Source organism: Aliidiomarina indica, from assembly GCF_015354615.1.
In the GTDB taxonomy this organism is placed as follows: domain Bacteria; phylum Pseudomonadota; class Gammaproteobacteria; order Enterobacterales; family Alteromonadaceae; genus Aliidiomarina; species Aliidiomarina indica.
Genome location: NZ_JACAVQ010000009.1, coordinates 22,613 through 38,456, shown reverse-complemented (window position 1 = coordinate 38,456; position 15,844 = coordinate 22,613). Strand labels below are relative to the sequence as shown.

Here is a 15,844-nt window from a genome sequence, read left to right as displayed (position 1 = left end):
GTTACGTAAATTCAACAACGCTTTGGTTAAATTTAGCGCATAATCTTTCTATAATGCGCACTTCAATACAGGGTAATGGCGGAAATTTTGTGATTAGATTTATAAAGTACAGCGTGCTGACACTTCTCATTCTGTTTGTGCTTGCTAGTGCAACAGTGGGTGGTTTGTACTTTTATGTAAAAGATGATCTTCCTAGTGTCGAAACATTGCGTGATGTGCGATTACAGATCCCCATGCAAGTTTTCAGTGCCGACGGTCGCTTGATCTCGCAATTTGGTGAACAACGCCGAATTCCGCTAACCCTCGATGAAATCCCCCAATCCATGATCGATGCCATCCTAGCAACAGAGGATTCGCGCTTTTATGATCATCGGGGTGTCGACCCTATTGGCGTTATGCGCGCTGCCCGTGTTTTGGTGACAACCGGCGAGATACGCGAAGGGGCGTCGACGATTACGATGCAGTTAGCGCGTAACTTTTTCTTAAGCCGTGAACGGGTGTGGATGCGCAAAGTAAAAGAAGCATTTATTGCCATTCATATTGAGCGCAAGCTGAGCAAAGATGAAATTCTCGAGTTGTATTTAAATAAACTGGCGTTAGGGCACCGGGCTTTTGGTGTGGGTGCGGCGGCGCAGGTGTACTACGGCCGAGACATCCATGAATTAACCTTGGCTGAAATTGCAACAATTGCCGGGTTACCGCAAGGACCTTCTATTCTCAACCCGATTTCTAATCCGCAGGCATCAGTGCAGCGGCGTCGCATTGTGTTGCGGCGTATGTTGGATGAAGGCTATATCAGTCGTGCCGAGTACGATGCGGCCTTCAATGCGCCAGTGACAGCCCGTTACCATGGTGCCGAAATCGAGATAAATGCACCATTTTTAGCGGAAATGGTGCGTCAGGAAATGATCGAGCGCTTTGGTATGGAAGCGGCGTATACGGCTGGTTTGCGCGTGTTTACCACAGTGAACTCGGAGCACCAGTTGGCGGCTCAATTGGCGCTGCAAGAAAACTTGCATGCCTATGATGAGCGCCATGGCTATCGCGGACCTGAGCAACAACTTTGGGGTATCGACCCGGAGCGCTTTTTCCGCGGCGGCGAAAATATCGGCCGCGCGCTGCCCGATGAAGAAACATTAGCATTAATGTTGCAACATGCCGGTGCACGTTGGAGCGATGAGGAAATTATTCAGTATTTGAATCGACAAACCCGCATTGGTCGTTTGCAACACGGGGTAGTTCTTGCTGTGCACGAACAAAGCGTCGATGTGATATTACGCGGCGGTATGCGACATACACTTGAGTGGGAACACTTAGATTGGGCGCGCGCCTATATTGATAGTGAACGCCAAGGACGCGCGCCACAGCGAGCCGCGGATATCCTCAATGAAGGTGACCATATCTTGGTGCGGCCGGTTGATGAGGGTTGGAAACTCGCGCAAATACCGGGACCAAGCTCCGCAATTGTGGCGCTTAACCCGCAAAATGGGGCGATGCAGTCGATTGTGGGTGGCTATAGCTTTAACTTAAGCCAGTTTAATCGTGCTACCCAAGCAAAGCGGCAAGTGGGTTCGACCATTAAGCCGTTTATTTATGCTGCGGCCTTCGAAGATGATTTTACCCTGGCCTCGTTAGTGAACGATGCGCCTATTACCCAGTGGAATCCCGGCTCGGGGGTGGCGTGGCGACCGCGCAACTCTCCTGAAGTCTACGATGGTCCAATTCGTTTGCGCGAAGCTCTCGCACGTTCAAAGAACGTAGTGTCGGTGCGCTTAATTCGTGACGTGGGCGTTGATCGCACGGCGGATTACCTTGCTAACTTTGGATTTGCGCCCCATGAAATTCCACGCAACGAATCATTATCCTTGGGCTCCGCGTCGTTTACGCCGTTAGAGTTAACGCGCGCTTTTGCGGTGTTCGCCAATGGAGGCCATTTAATAACGCCGTATTTTATCAAGCGGATTGAAGACCAAGACGGTCATACCATTTATGAAGCAAGCCCAGAGTATGCCTGCGCCCCTTGTGTTGAAGCGAAATACCGAGAGGAGCATGGGCTTGGCCCAGATGCACCATTGGATCGTGAGTTTAAACAGGCACCGCAAGTTATCGCTGAGCAAACCGCCTTTTTGGTGACCGAAGCCTTGCAGTCGGCAATATGGGGCGGCGGAAGTTGGGCTCATCAAACCGGGTGGAACGGCACTGGCTGGCGCGCACAAAGCTTGCGCAATCGTAATATCGCGGGCAAAACCGGGACCACCAATGATGTGCGCGATGCTTGGTTTGCAGGATATAGCCAAGGTACGGTAGCGGCCACATGGGTGGGCTTCGATAATCTAGAATTTGCCCTAGGGCGTACCAGTTTGAACGCGAACTTAGGTCGTCAACGGCAACCGATCGTGGGTTCCGAAGCGGGTGGTACCACGGCGCTTCCAGGATGGATTTTATATATGGAACGGGTGCTTGGGGACATGGATACAAGCCCCTACGAGTTGCCATCGGGTATGGTGTCAGTACGTATTGATCAGCCTACCGGTAAGCTGACCAATCGCTCTGATCACACAAGTATGTTCGAATATTTTGTGCGCGGTACCGAACCTAAAGAGTTTGCAGATTCGGATGGACGACGGCCGCAGCTGTTTGAAGATGACGATGGGTTATTCCGTTAATATCAGCGGCCTACACTGAACTACAAAAAAACACCGCCACAGTCATATGGCGGTGTTTTTTTTGTAACGACGAAAGCGTTGTCTAGACTTCTTTTTGAATTGATAAACGTGCCAATAATTGATGCAGATCCGATTGCACACCGCCGGCGGTCACTTGTCGTCCGGCGCCAGGGCCACTGATAACGAGTGGCATGTCTTTGTACCAATCACTGTAAATGACAAAAATGTTCTCGCCCGGAATCAAATTCGTGAGCATATCGTCGATAGAAATATACTCGATGCCGACACGGGCATGGGAGCGTTCTTCACCCACCGAGAAACTTGCCATCAAGCGCGGCACTTTGCGCTCCGCCTGAGCTTCATGCCACAGCTGTTGCATGGGCGCATCAAGCTCGGGCAGGCGTGTTAAGAACTCTTCTAAAGAAATATCCTGTAGCGGTTTCGGCACTAAGCCGTGAATTTCTACATCGTCCCAATCCAGTGATGCGCCAATATCGCGGGCGACAATGAGTAGCTTGCGCACGATATCGTGACAAGACAGATCTTCACGGGGATCCGGCTCGGTAAAGCCCTCTGTGCGTGCTTGTCGCACCAAATCGCTGAACTTAACTTCACCATCAAAATTTTCAAACAACCAACTCATGGTGCCACTGAAAATACCGGAAATGCTGCGAATGCGATCACCGGAACGGATTAAGTCATTGAGTGCGTAATTTAACGGTAAGCCAGCCCCCACGGTGGTGTTATATAACCATTCGCGTTTGTATTCATGTTGAATCGTGCGGATCTCGCGATACAAAGACTCTTGAGCAGAACCGGCGCGTTTGTTGGCACTAATAATATGCATGCCATTGGCAAAAAAGCTCGGATAAAGCTGTGCAATGGAGGCGGCGTCAGTGAGATCAAGCACGACCATATCGTCGCAAGGCGCGTTGGGAAGCTCGCGCAGCAATTCGGTAAGGACATAAGGGCGCGCCAAACGCTCGAAGTTGTCTTGCCAATCTTGCAGATCTACACCGCTGTAATCGAGCCAGATGCGCGAGGAGTTGGCGATCCCCATAATGCGCACATCCACATTTTCATTCATGCGATCCCGTTGTTGCCGGAACAGCTCTAACCACTCGGCACCAATGTTGCCCCGCCCTAACACCAACAAACCGATGCTGCGGCGGAAATTAAAGAGCTGACTGTGCAGTCGGCTCAGGAGTCGGGTGTCGAGCTTCTGGCCCAAAATAGCAATAGCGGATGTTTTCTGAGGGGATACCAAGAACCGGCGTAATTGTTGTTCGCCAGCTTCTCGACGCAGCACGGCAAATTGACGACTTTCTTGAATACGCGCCCCGACTAGCGCAATCATGCTATATCCGCTCACTTCGTGAACGTGATGTTCCGCGTCTTCTTTGCTTAACCAATCGCGGATAAACTCCAAGTGGTTTTGGTGAAAGGCGTAGTATTTTTCTTGGCTCTCTTCTTCGATCCAGCTTACTAAGGGCTCAAGTTGGGTGCTTTCAAAGCGCGCAATGAGGGCGCTATCGCCAACATGGATACTAAAGAGCACGACATCTTGAAGCGAGGTGAGCACCTTGCCTTGGGCCTCGGTATAATCGTATTGGCCGATGCGGGTTTGTTGATTCTCAACTTTCAAACTCGAGCGCACGCTGATGACCATACGCTCACGATTAACCGGTTGGAAGGTGCGCGGATGCAACACCGGACTGCCCAAGCGTGCTAACTCTTCGGCTTCACTCCAATCAAGCGTCGGTAAACTTACCACCCGCTCAACTTTGCGCGGATCCGCCGAATATACGCCAGCCACATCCTTCCAAATGGTCACTTGGCGGCTATCGATCAAGCTGCCAATTAAGGTGGCTGAATAGTCCGAGCCATTACGGCCCAATAATAGGGTACGGCCGGTTCCTGATTCGCTACAAATAAAGCCAGTGACAATAAAGCGCATGCCCGGATAAGGCCCTAATCGTTTTAGCAGGGCATCTCGAGAACGCTGAACATCAATAACAGGTTCTGCGGCATCTGCCGCGGATAAGAAGGTGCGGGCATCGATATAATCCGCACGTGTGCCTTGTTTTTCCAATAATGCGGCAAGCAAGCGCGCTGACCAAAGTTCACCGTAAGCGCACAGCTCAGCGCGCTCGATGTTTTCTTTACCAATAAACCATTGCTGCCAACGTGCAAAATCTAGCTCTGAGGCAGCCATCACGCGCGTTAATTGGCGCCCCGATAACAGTTCTTCAATAAGGCCTTGCTGATAGCGTTGCAGTGACCCCAATAAGGTAGCGGCGTATTCAGGTTGGGCTTCGCGGGCTTCAATAATGGCTAGAATGCGATTGGTGGTGTCCCCAGCCGCCGATACCACAACCAGGTCACTAACGCCTGCGTATTCGGTAACAATGCGAGCCACACGGCGATAGCAATATGCGTCGGCGAGGCTACTGCCGCCAAACTTATGAAGGTGAATTTCATCGGCGATAGCGCGAACGCGCTCTGGATTGGGGAGTTGATCGCTACTCATGCTGCGTGACTGCGTGCCTCATTGATGTATGGAGTGTCGGCATCATATCGAACTTAAATGACAAATAGAAGTTTAGATGGCTAAATACAGCAAAAAATGACATACTAGCCGCCACAAGAGCATAAGCATATTCCAAAAGGATCTTGCGCATAGGCTCCGATGTCATAACAAGAATAGCGCAATGCGCATCAAGGCAGTACATATTTACCGGAGGTTTTCAGAATGAAATGGGATGGTGAGTACATCTATCCGTATGCCGAGCATGGCAAAAAGAGTACACAAGTGAAGAAAATCACGGTGTCTATTCCTGTCAACGTACTCAAAGTGCTTACTGATGAGCGCACGCGGCGACAGGTGGCAAACCTGCGGCATGCGACCAACAGTGAACTCCTATGTGAGGCATTTTTGCACGCCTTTACCGGACAGCCGTTACCCAGCGATGATGACCTGCGCAAAGACAACCCACACAAAATTCCTGCCGAAGCACGGCGCATCATGAAGGATTTGGGGGTTGAATATTCAGAAGAAGACCTCACGTCTGATCCTGAATAGTTTTTATTTTTTATCAAATCAGTGGAGGAAACATGAGCCGCCATTTTGAGACTGCGCCAGGTGTATGCGAGGAGCACGATGAGGCAACCCACGCCTACGTGTTTAACCAAACCATGTTGCGGATTAAAGATCCGGAAGTGACCCTTGATTTCTATACCCGGGTGCTCGGCATGACGCTGGTGAAGCGGTTACCCTTTCCTGAAATGAAATTTACCTTGTTCTTTCTCGCGGCACTGACCCCAGAGCAGTTGAAAGATTGGTCGGAGGATGCGGATACACGCTTAGTCGAAACCTTTTCACGTCCCGCCATGTTGGAGCTCACGCACAACTGGGGAAGTGAAAACGACGATGATCTGACCTATCACAATGGCAACGATGAACCGAAAGGGTTTGGTCATATTGGCTTTGCCGTACCCAATCTTGATGAAGCCTGTAAACGCTTTGAAGACTTAGGCGTTTCTTTTGTGAAACGTCCACAAGATGGGAAAATGAACGATATTGCCTTTATCCAAGATCCGGACGGCTATTGGATAGAGATATTCGAACCGAAGCGGTTACCCAAAGGCTTAGGCAGCCACCTCGGTTCGTAGTTTAGCGCACCGATTTTACTGATAAATGAGATGGCCGGCTTGCACGCGCGTGAACAAGCCGGTGCCCGCCAGTGCCTCGACCACGTAACGATAATCGACATCGGCGCCGCGTGGCTCAATCCAGAGGCGGTTTCCAGACACGCCAAAACGGATGGGATAATTCACTGCCCAGCGAATCTGCCGCTCCGCTTGCGCTAATTCTGTGGGCAGTTCACTACCCCGTGGTAATGCGGCATACGCCAGGTGTTGTTCCCGTAATGTTTCATCGTACCATTGAATATCAATCGGACCGGAATGACGAAAGTCAGCCATGCCTGGGTCGTCGCGAAAGGCTCGAAGGGTTTGAGGATTCTGGTCAAGAGCTATGATCGGCTCCGCATCGTTGCTCCCCGGACTTGCACAGCCACTCATCATGAGGGCGATGCCGACGGCCACGCTAGCCAATAAAAGTTTGCGCATTCTAACCTCCTTCAGAAAAATAATTCTCTGGTAAATCGATGCGCGCCACGCCAGATTCAACAGCCGCAATGGCGACAGCTCGGGCAACGCGGGCGCACAAACGTGGGTCCATAGGCTTCGGAATAATATAATCTTTACCGAATGAAAGTGCGCTGACATTGGCCGCAGCTAACACTTTCTCAGGCACGGTTTCTCGTGCTAAATCTTTGAGTGCATGAACGGCCGCAAGTTTCATTTCATCGTTAATGGCACTTGCGCGCACATCAAGGGCGCCACGAAAAATAAATGGGAAGCACAACACGTTATTTACTTGGTTTGGATAGTCTGAACGGCCTGTGGCCATGATCAGATCATCGCGCGCGCTGTTGGCGATATCCGGGTGAATTTCTGGGTCTGGATTAGAACAGGCAAACACGATGGGATTATCTGCCATCAGGCGCAGGTCGTCGGCACTGAGCAGGTTCGGGCCAGATACCCCAACAAACACGTCTGCCCCGGTAATCACTTCTTGTAAGGTCCGTTTATCAGTGTTGTTGGCGAACAACAATTTGTATTCGTTTAAATCGGTGCGTCGGGTGTGAATCACACCTTTCGAATCGAGCATATAAATATGCTCACGTTGCGCGCCGCACTGAATCAGTAATTCCATACAGGCAATAGCCGCAGCGCCGGCACCCATGCATACAATTTGTGCTTCTTGGATGGTTTTGCCTTGAATATCTAGGGCGTTGAGCAAGCCCGCTGCGGTAACAATGGCGGTGCCATGCTGGTCGTCATGAAATACAGGAATATCGCAACGTTCGATAAGCGCCTTCTCAATTTCAAAACATTCTGGCGCTTTAATATCTTCGAGGTTGATGCCCCCAAAGGTATTAGCAATGCTGGCCACCGTATTAATAAAATCTTGCGTGGTGCGATGGGTGACTTCGATATCAATGGAATCTAAGCCAGCGAAACGCTTAAATAACAATGCCTTTCCTTCCATCACAGGTTTCGAGGCCATCGGGCCTAGATTGCCCAATCCAAGAATGGCGGTGCCATTACTGATCACCGCCACCAGATTTCCTTTTGCGGTGTATTTGTAAACATCATCTGGGTTTTCCGCGATGGCGCGGACAGGCTCAGCCACTCCCGGGCTGTAGGCGAGCGCTAAATCTCTTACGGTTTCAGCCGGCTTGGTGAGCTCAATACTAATTTTTCCAGGCACTGGAAGTGCATGATAATCAAGGGCTTGTTGGCGGAAATCGGTCATGGTGATGTGGTGTCCATAAACAGTGTGCAGGATGAAGAATCCAGAGTAACCAAGAATCCAAGAGTAATAAGGGAGTGTAATGGGTTTTTTAAAATGAACAAATCTTACCAATGGGTTGACGCTTTTTCCGGCACCCGTTGGTCTATGAGACTTGCTTGCAAAACGCCCCGCAGGTATGGTGTTGCTTGACAACTTCAGGGGGAAAGGTAGCGTCGCCATGGCGTGCGCACCTCGGCCACCGCAGGGCCAAATATAAGACTAAAAATACAGAGACGTAACTATATGAAACATTGGAGTCAGTACTGGAAAAGTTCGAACGCACTAAGCAGTTTCGCTGAGGGAGATGCGGGGCGCGGTTACGATGGTGATGTCAGAACATTCTGGGAATTTCACTTAAAAGACCTCGACGATAACGCAGTTGTTGTTGATGTCGGTACAGGAAACGGTGCACTAGCACTATTAGCCCGTCAGTTCGCTAAACAACAAAAGAAAGACTGGACAGTACATGGCGTCGATGCGGCAGCCATTAATCCAGTAGAAGATGTCGACGGGTTGCCTGAATTAAAAGCCATGCTGAGTGAAATTCAATTTCACGGCGAAACGGACATGAGCAAGCTTCCGTTTGATGATGCTTCTGTGGATTGTGTGGTCAGTCAGTTTGCATTCGAGTACGCAGACAAAAAAGCGGCCATGAAAGAAATTCTGCGGGTTCTTAAACCGGGTGGAAAACTGGTGATGCTAGCCCATCATCATAAGTCGACCATTATGCAGGACTCGAAAACGGGCGTTCGTGTTTTCGATTACACCTTAAATGAAACGCCCCTATTCATGCAGGCAGATTTACTCTTGCGCATTGGCCTGCAGTATCTGAAAGCTGGCTCGGTGGAGAGCTGGAAGACGAGCCAACATGGTCAAGCGACGGAGAAAACTACCCGCTGGATTATGGATATGTTGCGTGAGCGCTTTAGCTCTGAAGCGGAGCGGGTTTGGGTCGATGACATCATTGGCCGCGTCGCTCGCTTGATTCAAGTGGTCGATGATGCTGATAAAGCCGAGCAAGCCCTGCGTGCGCTAGGCCAGGAATACAACATTCTGTTAGCCCATCTGATGCGGGTTCAAGATCAGGTGAATGCGTCACTCACCGAAGCCGATGTAAAAGCCATGATTAAGTCTGCTGGAAAAGCATCAAAACAGAACGATTACTCTGATTTTGTGATTGGTTCTGAACCTTTTGCGTGGGCCATTGAGATTGTAAAGAAAGCTGATTAATCGATAGTTTTCTGACAAAAAGCCCTTGTAACGATAAAAAACCCCTTTTTCGGAAAAAAAAGGGGTTTTTTTGTACAAATTGAGGGTAAACCCCTATAGCGTTTAATCTATCTTGTTGCCATGCTATTGCCTCAAAAGGGAGCAATGCTAGTTGCTTGCACCTGTCTTTATCGCTTAATCTGGCAGGGTAATGGCAGTTAGTTGGTTAAACAAAGAGGATAACGAAGATGCAAAAGTATCTCATAACGATGATGTTAGCGTTGGGCTTAGTGGCTCAAGCAATGATGGCAGCAGTGGCGGCACCAACAAGTACGGTGACCTATCACAACAACCGAGTGGTTGCTGATGTAAAACTTGATCACGGCCTATCATTCGATTTTTCTATTTCGTTTGAGCACGCGGTAGGCTTGAATGAAACAAACTTTAAAGTGACTGCACAGCGGGTATCACCTTTTGATGCCAGCATCACCAGTCGCTTACCTGATTCAATGCTCACAGCATTGCATGACAGCTTCCCAGTACTGATAACCGTAACTGCGCGTCCTGACCGTGGTTTCGCGTTTACTGGTGAAGCACAATTAGAGCTGTACACCCAGAGCATCGATTTTGCGGATAATCTGCGGATGTTCCGTTCACATAATCAAGCCCAGTTTGAAGACATTACCACGCTCACTGCAGCGGGCAGTCTGCGGGCGCGTGGTTCAACAGGGCAATTCTCTGATTTCCTAATTTTGGTCGACAACCGCGACCCACAAGCGCAGGCTGTTGCAAAAGTGCAGGAAATGTCGAGCTACTTATATTCGTATGTTGATTCGCTCGGTGATGAAGTCGGTTCAGAATTACGTGCACTCAGCCGTAATGCAGAAAACCATGTACACGAAGGTCGTTATAACGCCGCGGCGTCTATGGTAAATAACTTCATCCGTGTCCTTGAGCGCACCTCTGGTGACAGCATTCCTGATGTATGGCGCTCATCAGATGATATCGAAAACGTAAAAGGTGAGCTGTTAACGCGCGCTCGGAACTTGCGCTTTACGCTTTCACAACTTTAATCACGAAGTGAGCGTGAATTATGCCATTACGACTTCAACTTCGTTATCCTCACCGACCCGCAGAGAGTCATATCCTCTTTGAAGGAAAAGACTATCTGCTTGGTCGGGCGGACGATTGCGATATCATCATCGACGATCCGCAAGTATCTCGTTACCATGCGCGCCTTGAGGCGCGCACTGGTAATTGGACGCTTGTTGATCACAACAGCCAAAATGGCTGCTTCAATGGCGCTGATCGTATTAACAAATTGCATTTGGCAAAGCGGGCGGAAATTTCGCTGGGGCCGGTGAGCTGTTATTTTGAGCAAGTACCCCATCGCCAGATTACCGCAGAAAGTAGTTTCCGCCAGTGGCGTTCTCGATTCGTTGAGACTGCATCAGAGCAGATGTTTCGAGAAACCTCACTTAATCGTTTGCTGATGTCGGCAACTGAAACCTTAAGCACCATTCTTTCAAGTGATCGTGCGGCGGTTATTTTCCTTGATGAGCAAGGTGATATATCCCGTTGTACCGGATTCCCTGAGTGGATGAATGCTGATCAGTTCACAGGAAGCCGAACCGCCATTCAGCAGGCACTCACAACAAATACGCCCGTTGTGTTATCCAAGGTTAGTGCTGACCCACTGCTTTCTCACGCAAAGAGTGTGATTAAAAACCATATTCAAGCGTTGTTATGCTACCCGGTTACCTATCGGAATCAGGTGGTTGCGGTGTTGTATGCGGATAGTACCGCAGAGCAACGTAGCTTCTTGGATACAGACTTGGTTATTGTGCGTGCGTTTGCTCGTCAATTGTCGATGGCGCTTCAAGTTCAAGACCTTGAACAGCGCTTGTCGACGTTACAAGCAATATAATTTCGCGTTTTCTGTACATATGTTTTTGCAAAGGTATTACCAAGCAGAGTATTCTTGGTAGTATCAGCAAAAGCACTGATGGAGAGAATACGTGACAGTCACCCCTGACCGGCCAAGCGGTACTGCCGGTCACCAGACAGCGTCATTAACGAACACGAGGACATTACCGGAAGGTCATGTCCTCGCTGGTCGTTTTCGCATTTTAGGGGCCATTGGCATTGGTGGTCAGGCGCAAGTGTACGCCGCTCGCGATGAAATTCTCGGCTCTGACATTGCCGTAAAGCTTATTGCTCCCCAACATGCTTTAGACGTCGAACAAGTTCAGCGATTACGACAAGAAGCCTTGCTCGCTCGGGAACTGAATCATCCCAACATTGTACGGGTGTTTGAGTTCTATCAGGATGGGCAGTGGGTATTCTTAACCATGGGCCTGATTGAAGGTCGCAGCCTCGCCGAGTTTTTGCACGAGGGGATAAGTCGTAAACAAACTGAGCTGTGGAGCGAACAACTTCTTCTCGCCCTGCGTGCCTGTCATTCCCACAATATTACCCATGCCGATGTGAAACCGGAAAATATACTCATTGATGAGCGCGGCAACCTCGTGCTGCTCGATTTTGGTATCGGCGTCCATGGGGATTTCGAGCGGGCTGATTTTGCTGGCTCACAAGGATATAAAGCGCCGGAAGTCACGCAATTTGGCAAGGCAAGCCCGCGCAGTGATAGTTACAGCAGCGGTCGGTTGTTCGCTGATATGTTAGCCGCCACGCGATTTCGACGCTGGCACATGGGCGATTGGCGCTGGTTTCTGCGCCTCAAACGCATCGCTAAGCACTTAAGTAAGCCGCTTGCTCACCAACGCATCACCATAGAAGAAGCCCAAGAGCGGATTGCACCAGCGCACCATCGCAATATGGCATACACCGCCAGTGTGATAGGGGTAAGTTTGGTCGTCCTGTTGTATTTGGTGTGGTCAAAACCTGTGGGTGAAGTCGATGGGCCCGTAATCGCGGATAACGTCGTTACTCGCGTGGCAATTGTTTACGCCCCGGATGATCATTTGTTGGGCGGGATCTCAGAACTCCTGCAATTACATCTTATCTCACAAAGTGGCGTCGATGTGGTGGAGCAAGATCGGGTGGACACCTTGGTCCGTAATCTGGGACTACGCCCATTCCGACAGCAAGATCATCGCAATCGTTTAGCACAGCTAGTGAACGCCGATGTATTGGTACTCCTGCAGAACAGTCAAATTAGCTCGGGTGAATCACCTCGGGTGCAAGTGCTGCTTGCCGAAATGCCAGGCAATCGTTTGTTTGGCGCGTTTCAGGGGACCGTCAGCAACGATGCCCTGCCGCAAACAATGGAGCAAATGCTTACTCACCTGAATGAGCAGCTTGCCCTACCCGCGCGCCAACCCATTGTACGGCCAGAAGAACTACAGCGGGTCGAACCGGTATTGCGAGCCATGCGTGAAGGTCGCGACGCGGAAGCGCAAACCTTTGTTCGTTCATTGCAAGAAGAATGGCCTGAATTCGCCGGGGGTTGGCTTGCAGGCGCACGGTTAGCCGGTAATCAGGGCAACATCCAGCAAGCTCGTGATCAGTTGGATCGGGTCTTCCAGCTTTCTCAAGACGATGAGTATTGGCACCTTGAGGGCCGCGCACTGGAGGCGGAGCTATCCGGTGATGTCAATGCGGCGATTGCGGTAACCGAACGCCTTATTCAGCTCTTCCCAGGCCGCAGTGGATTGTTGGAGCGGCGCGCTGAACTGGCGCTCTGGATGGACGATGCGGATACGGCGATTCGCATGTATCAAGCAGCCCTGGATTTGGACCCAAGCTCGCCTGAACGTTGGTTTGAGTTGGCGCGCCTGCGGATTATTCAAGGTCAGATCCAACAAGCCCTCGATAATGAATTAACCCAAGCCTTAATTAAGTTCCGCCAACAAGAGAATCTACGCGGGCAGGGTATGGTGTTGAATGCCTTTGGGGTGGCCTATCTGCGTTGGTCTGATCCGTCGACGGCGGCACGTTACTTTAATGAAGCCTTAACGTTCCGTACGGAAGAGCGCGACCCCGCCGGCCGTGCTGTGACTTTGGCGAATTTAGCCAACGCCAAGAGTATTCAGCGTCAGTATCCAGAAGCGGAAGCAGCGTTAGCAGAAGCTGCAGTATTGTTTTCGCAAACCAATGACCAATTAGGTCTTGCTCAGGTAGAAAACGAATGGGGTATTTTGCTCGAAGAGCAAGGCCGCTATCGTGAAGCGCTCACCCATTATCGTATGGCTTTGGATTTGCGCGTTGAAGCAGGGGCAACGTTACAGCAAGCAGAAAGCATCAATAACGTTGCCTACATGCATTTCTTGATGGCCGACTTTAGTCAAGCCGACATATTCTGGAAGCAGTCGTTAAATGTGTTTACTCGTATCGGTGATCAAAGCGGAATTTTGCGCACCAAGTTGAACTTGGCGCATTTGAGTTTAACCCGTGGCGATTACACAAGTGCAACACATATTCTCAGTGAAGTATTGGAGCAAGCGAAAGACCACCGTCCGGAAGAAGAACTGGTAACCCAGTACTTCTTAAGCCATCGTAATTTCTCACTGGGGCTCATTGAAACAGCGATGCAAAACAGTGTGCGAGCGCTGAGTCTGTCTGAAGAAATTGGCAACATTCGGGCGGTTATTGAAACTCGCATTTGGATCGCCGAGATGTGTGCTCAGCTCGCGGATAGCGATTGTATTATTGAGCAAATCGAATTGCTGGAAGAAAACCAAGAGCAACTCAATGCTGAGCAAGTCATCCTATTGGAATGGCTGCATAAAACCGTTGGTGTGTACCACAATACCGCCACCGCTAGCGAAATAGCGGCATTTTGGTCGAAATTCCGTAAGCAGTTACTGCCGGTGCAAACCGAGCTGCGGGTGTTATTAATGACCCTAGAGCTGCATCCGTTGCCTAAAGATAGCTGGCAATGGGAACGAGTGCGTGAATTAACGCGCCCAGTGATGTATAAAGAACATATGCACGGCTTGTATTTACAAGTGATACAATTTAACGATGCGCAAGCGCGTGAAAGTTTACGCAGAATGTTGCAGAATCATCCGTATCACTGGCGTAATCACTTGTATTATGAGATTTTTAGTGACGAAGATTCGCAACGGCGGGCCGATGAGCTTCGTACCGCGTTGTTTGAGCATATGACCCCGGATCAGATTGAGGCATACCAACGCGTCTATGAGCGACCCCAAACTCAAGATCGAACAGGAAATTGAGGCGCTTCGACGCAGTCAGGCCGAGTTGCGGCATTTGCTGCAACAAGAACAAGACACCCTTCGTGATTTAGCCCAGCGTTTATGGAGTCAGCAAGAGGCCGAGCGTGCTCGTTTGTCTCGTGAGCTTCATGATGGTTTGGGTCAACTTCTCACTGCATTAACACGCCGATTACAAAGTGCCGCCGATGCAGGTATGATTGGCGACGAGATTCCTGAAATTGCAACGCAAGCACTTGACGATGTGCGTCAAATGTCGCGTTTAATGCGGCCACGGATTCTCGATGATCTTGGTTTGGAAGCGGCATTGCATTGGCTTGTGCGCACCTTGTGTGAAGGCGAAGATTTACGTGCTGATGTAAAAGTAGACATTGATACGCCACCCGATTCGGCGTCTGCTATTTTGGTGTTTCGCATTGCACAGGAAGCGTTAACCAACGCAGTCCGTCATGCCAATGCCTCCATGATCAACGTATATGCAAGTCGCGCGGGTACAACTCTGCGCCTTGATGTCATAGATGACGGGTGTGGTTTCGATATGGATACGGTCGAGCAAGGGGTAGGGTTAACAAGTATGCGCGATCGGGCAGCAGCGTTTGCCGCTGAATTTTATGTAAAAAGCCGTCCTGGTGGCGGCTGCCATATAAGTGTATTGGTACCCCTATGACAATCAATGACAATAAGATCCGCCTTATCGTAGCGGACGATCATACCTTGGTACGCCAAGGCATTGTGCAGATGCTTAAGCAACATGATGAATTTGAAGTAATTTGCGAATGCGAAGATGGTATCGCCTTGGTGCAAGCCGTCGTCAAATACAATCCCGATGTGATTTTGATGGATATCTCCATGCCGAAAATGAACGGCTTGGTGGCCATCGACCGCGTGATTCAACAACGTTCAGATGCCAAAGTACTGGTACTTACCATGCACGACGAGATTGAGTACATGGTTGCATTGCATCGTGCTGGGGCTCGCGGCTACCTTCTGAAAGAATCCTCAACCGATCAACTCGCTACGGCGATTCGCGCTTTGTATCGCGGGCGCACGTTTTTCCCTGATATTTTGGAAAAATCCCTTGAGCGAACTGCGAGCGGACGGGGCAGACCGACGTCGTTGCTGGGCGGCTTAACGCGCCGTGAGCGGGAAGTGTTTTTCTTGGTCGTGGCGGGGCATACCACCAAAGATATCGCCGGCTTGCTCGACATGAGTCACAAAACCGCGGAGAACCATCGGGGTCGTGTATTAGCGAAAATGGAAGTAGCGAATACCGCCGAATTAATTCGTTTAGCCGCCCGAGAAGGTTTGCTCGAATAGAATCAGGTACCCAACGCATTGCGTTGGTCCGT

12 protein-coding genes are annotated in these 15,844 nt (G+C 50.1%); 9 read left to right on the top strand and 3 right to left on the bottom strand.

Annotated elements, in window-relative coordinates:
* Nucleotides 1-92 precede the first annotated feature (92 nt).
* Nucleotides 93-2,666 (top strand): penicillin-binding protein 1A, encoded by a 2,574-nt coding sequence (locus HXZ99_RS11310; RefSeq protein WP_407928526.1) that lies wholly within the window; start codon nt 93-95, stop codon nt 2,664-2,666.
* Between the two features lie 82 nt (nt 2,667-2,748).
* Here the strand turns inward: HXZ99_RS11310 and metL are convergent, their stop codons facing one another.
* Nucleotides 2,749-5,196, bottom strand: coding sequence for a bifunctional aspartate kinase/homoserine dehydrogenase II (gene metL / locus HXZ99_RS11305; RefSeq protein ID WP_194757397.1), 2,448 nt, complete (start codon nt 5,194-5,196; stop codon nt 2,749-2,751).
* A 222-nt stretch (nt 5,197-5,418) separates the two neighbouring features.
* On the opposite strand from metL, the gene metJ reads away from it, so the two are divergent.
* A complete protein-coding gene (gene metJ / locus HXZ99_RS11300) occupies nt 5,419-5,748 on the top strand; it encodes a met regulon transcriptional regulator MetJ (protein WP_194757396.1) in 330 nt (109 codons plus the stop codon).
* Between the two features lie 32 nt (nt 5,749-5,780).
* Entirely contained in the window at nt 5,781-6,338 is a 558-nt protein-coding gene (gene gloA / locus HXZ99_RS11295; RefSeq protein WP_194757395.1) for a lactoylglutathione lyase, read from the top strand.
* A 15-nt stretch (nt 6,339-6,353) separates the two neighbouring features.
* On the opposite strand, the gene HXZ99_RS11290 is transcribed toward gloA, so the two are convergent.
* Both HXZ99_RS11290 and HXZ99_RS11285 read right to left on the bottom strand, forming a co-directional pair.
* The gene (locus tag HXZ99_RS11290) at nt 6,354-6,797 is read right to left on the bottom strand and encodes a hypothetical protein (RefSeq protein WP_194757394.1); all 444 of its coding nucleotides are present in this window, start codon (nt 6,795-6,797) and stop codon (nt 6,354-6,356) included.
* Between the two features lies 1 nt (nt 6,798).
* Complete coding sequence (locus tag HXZ99_RS11285; RefSeq protein WP_194757393.1) at nt 6,799-8,049, bottom strand: malic enzyme-like NAD(P)-binding protein; 1,251 nt, start codon at nt 8,047-8,049, stop codon at nt 6,799-6,801.
* Nucleotides 8,050-8,331: 282 nt separating this feature from the next.
* Between HXZ99_RS11285 and HXZ99_RS11280 the strand changes: the two genes are divergently transcribed.
* The 6 genes from HXZ99_RS11280 to HXZ99_RS11255 all read left to right on the top strand — a co-directional run bounded on the left by HXZ99_RS11280 (nt 8,332) and on the right by HXZ99_RS11255 (nt 15,812).
* The gene (locus HXZ99_RS11280; protein ID WP_194757392.1) at nt 8,332-9,318 is read left to right on the top strand and encodes a class I SAM-dependent methyltransferase; all 987 of its coding nucleotides are present in this window, start codon (nt 8,332-8,334) and stop codon (nt 9,316-9,318) included.
* A 227-nt stretch (nt 9,319-9,545) separates the two neighbouring features.
* The gene (locus tag HXZ99_RS11275) at nt 9,546-10,370 is read left to right on the top strand and encodes a DUF6689 family protein (RefSeq protein ID WP_194757391.1); all 825 of its coding nucleotides are present in this window, start codon (nt 9,546-9,548) and stop codon (nt 10,368-10,370) included.
* Between the two features lie 20 nt (nt 10,371-10,390).
* On the top strand, nt 10,391-11,224 hold the full coding sequence (locus tag HXZ99_RS11270; RefSeq protein ID WP_194757390.1) for an FHA domain-containing protein: 834 nt from the start codon (nt 10,391-10,393) through the stop codon (nt 11,222-11,224).
* 91 nt (nt 11,225-11,315) lie between these two features.
* Nucleotides 11,316-14,498 (top strand): protein kinase domain-containing protein, encoded by a 3,183-nt coding sequence (locus HXZ99_RS12390; protein ID WP_194757389.1) that lies wholly within the window; start codon nt 11,316-11,318, stop codon nt 14,496-14,498.
* Complete coding sequence (locus HXZ99_RS11260; RefSeq protein ID WP_194757388.1) at nt 14,461-15,162, top strand: sensor histidine kinase; 702 nt, start codon at nt 14,461-14,463, stop codon at nt 15,160-15,162. Before HXZ99_RS12390 ends, HXZ99_RS11260 begins: the two co-directional genes overlap by 38 nt.
* Nucleotides 15,159-15,812 carry a response regulator gene (locus HXZ99_RS11255; protein WP_194757387.1) on the top strand — a complete coding sequence of 218 codons (654 nt, stop codon included), beginning with the start codon at nt 15,159-15,161 and terminating at the stop codon, nt 15,810-15,812. Before HXZ99_RS11260 ends, HXZ99_RS11255 begins: the two co-directional genes overlap by 4 nt.
* Nucleotides 15,813-15,844: the final 32 nt, after the last annotated feature.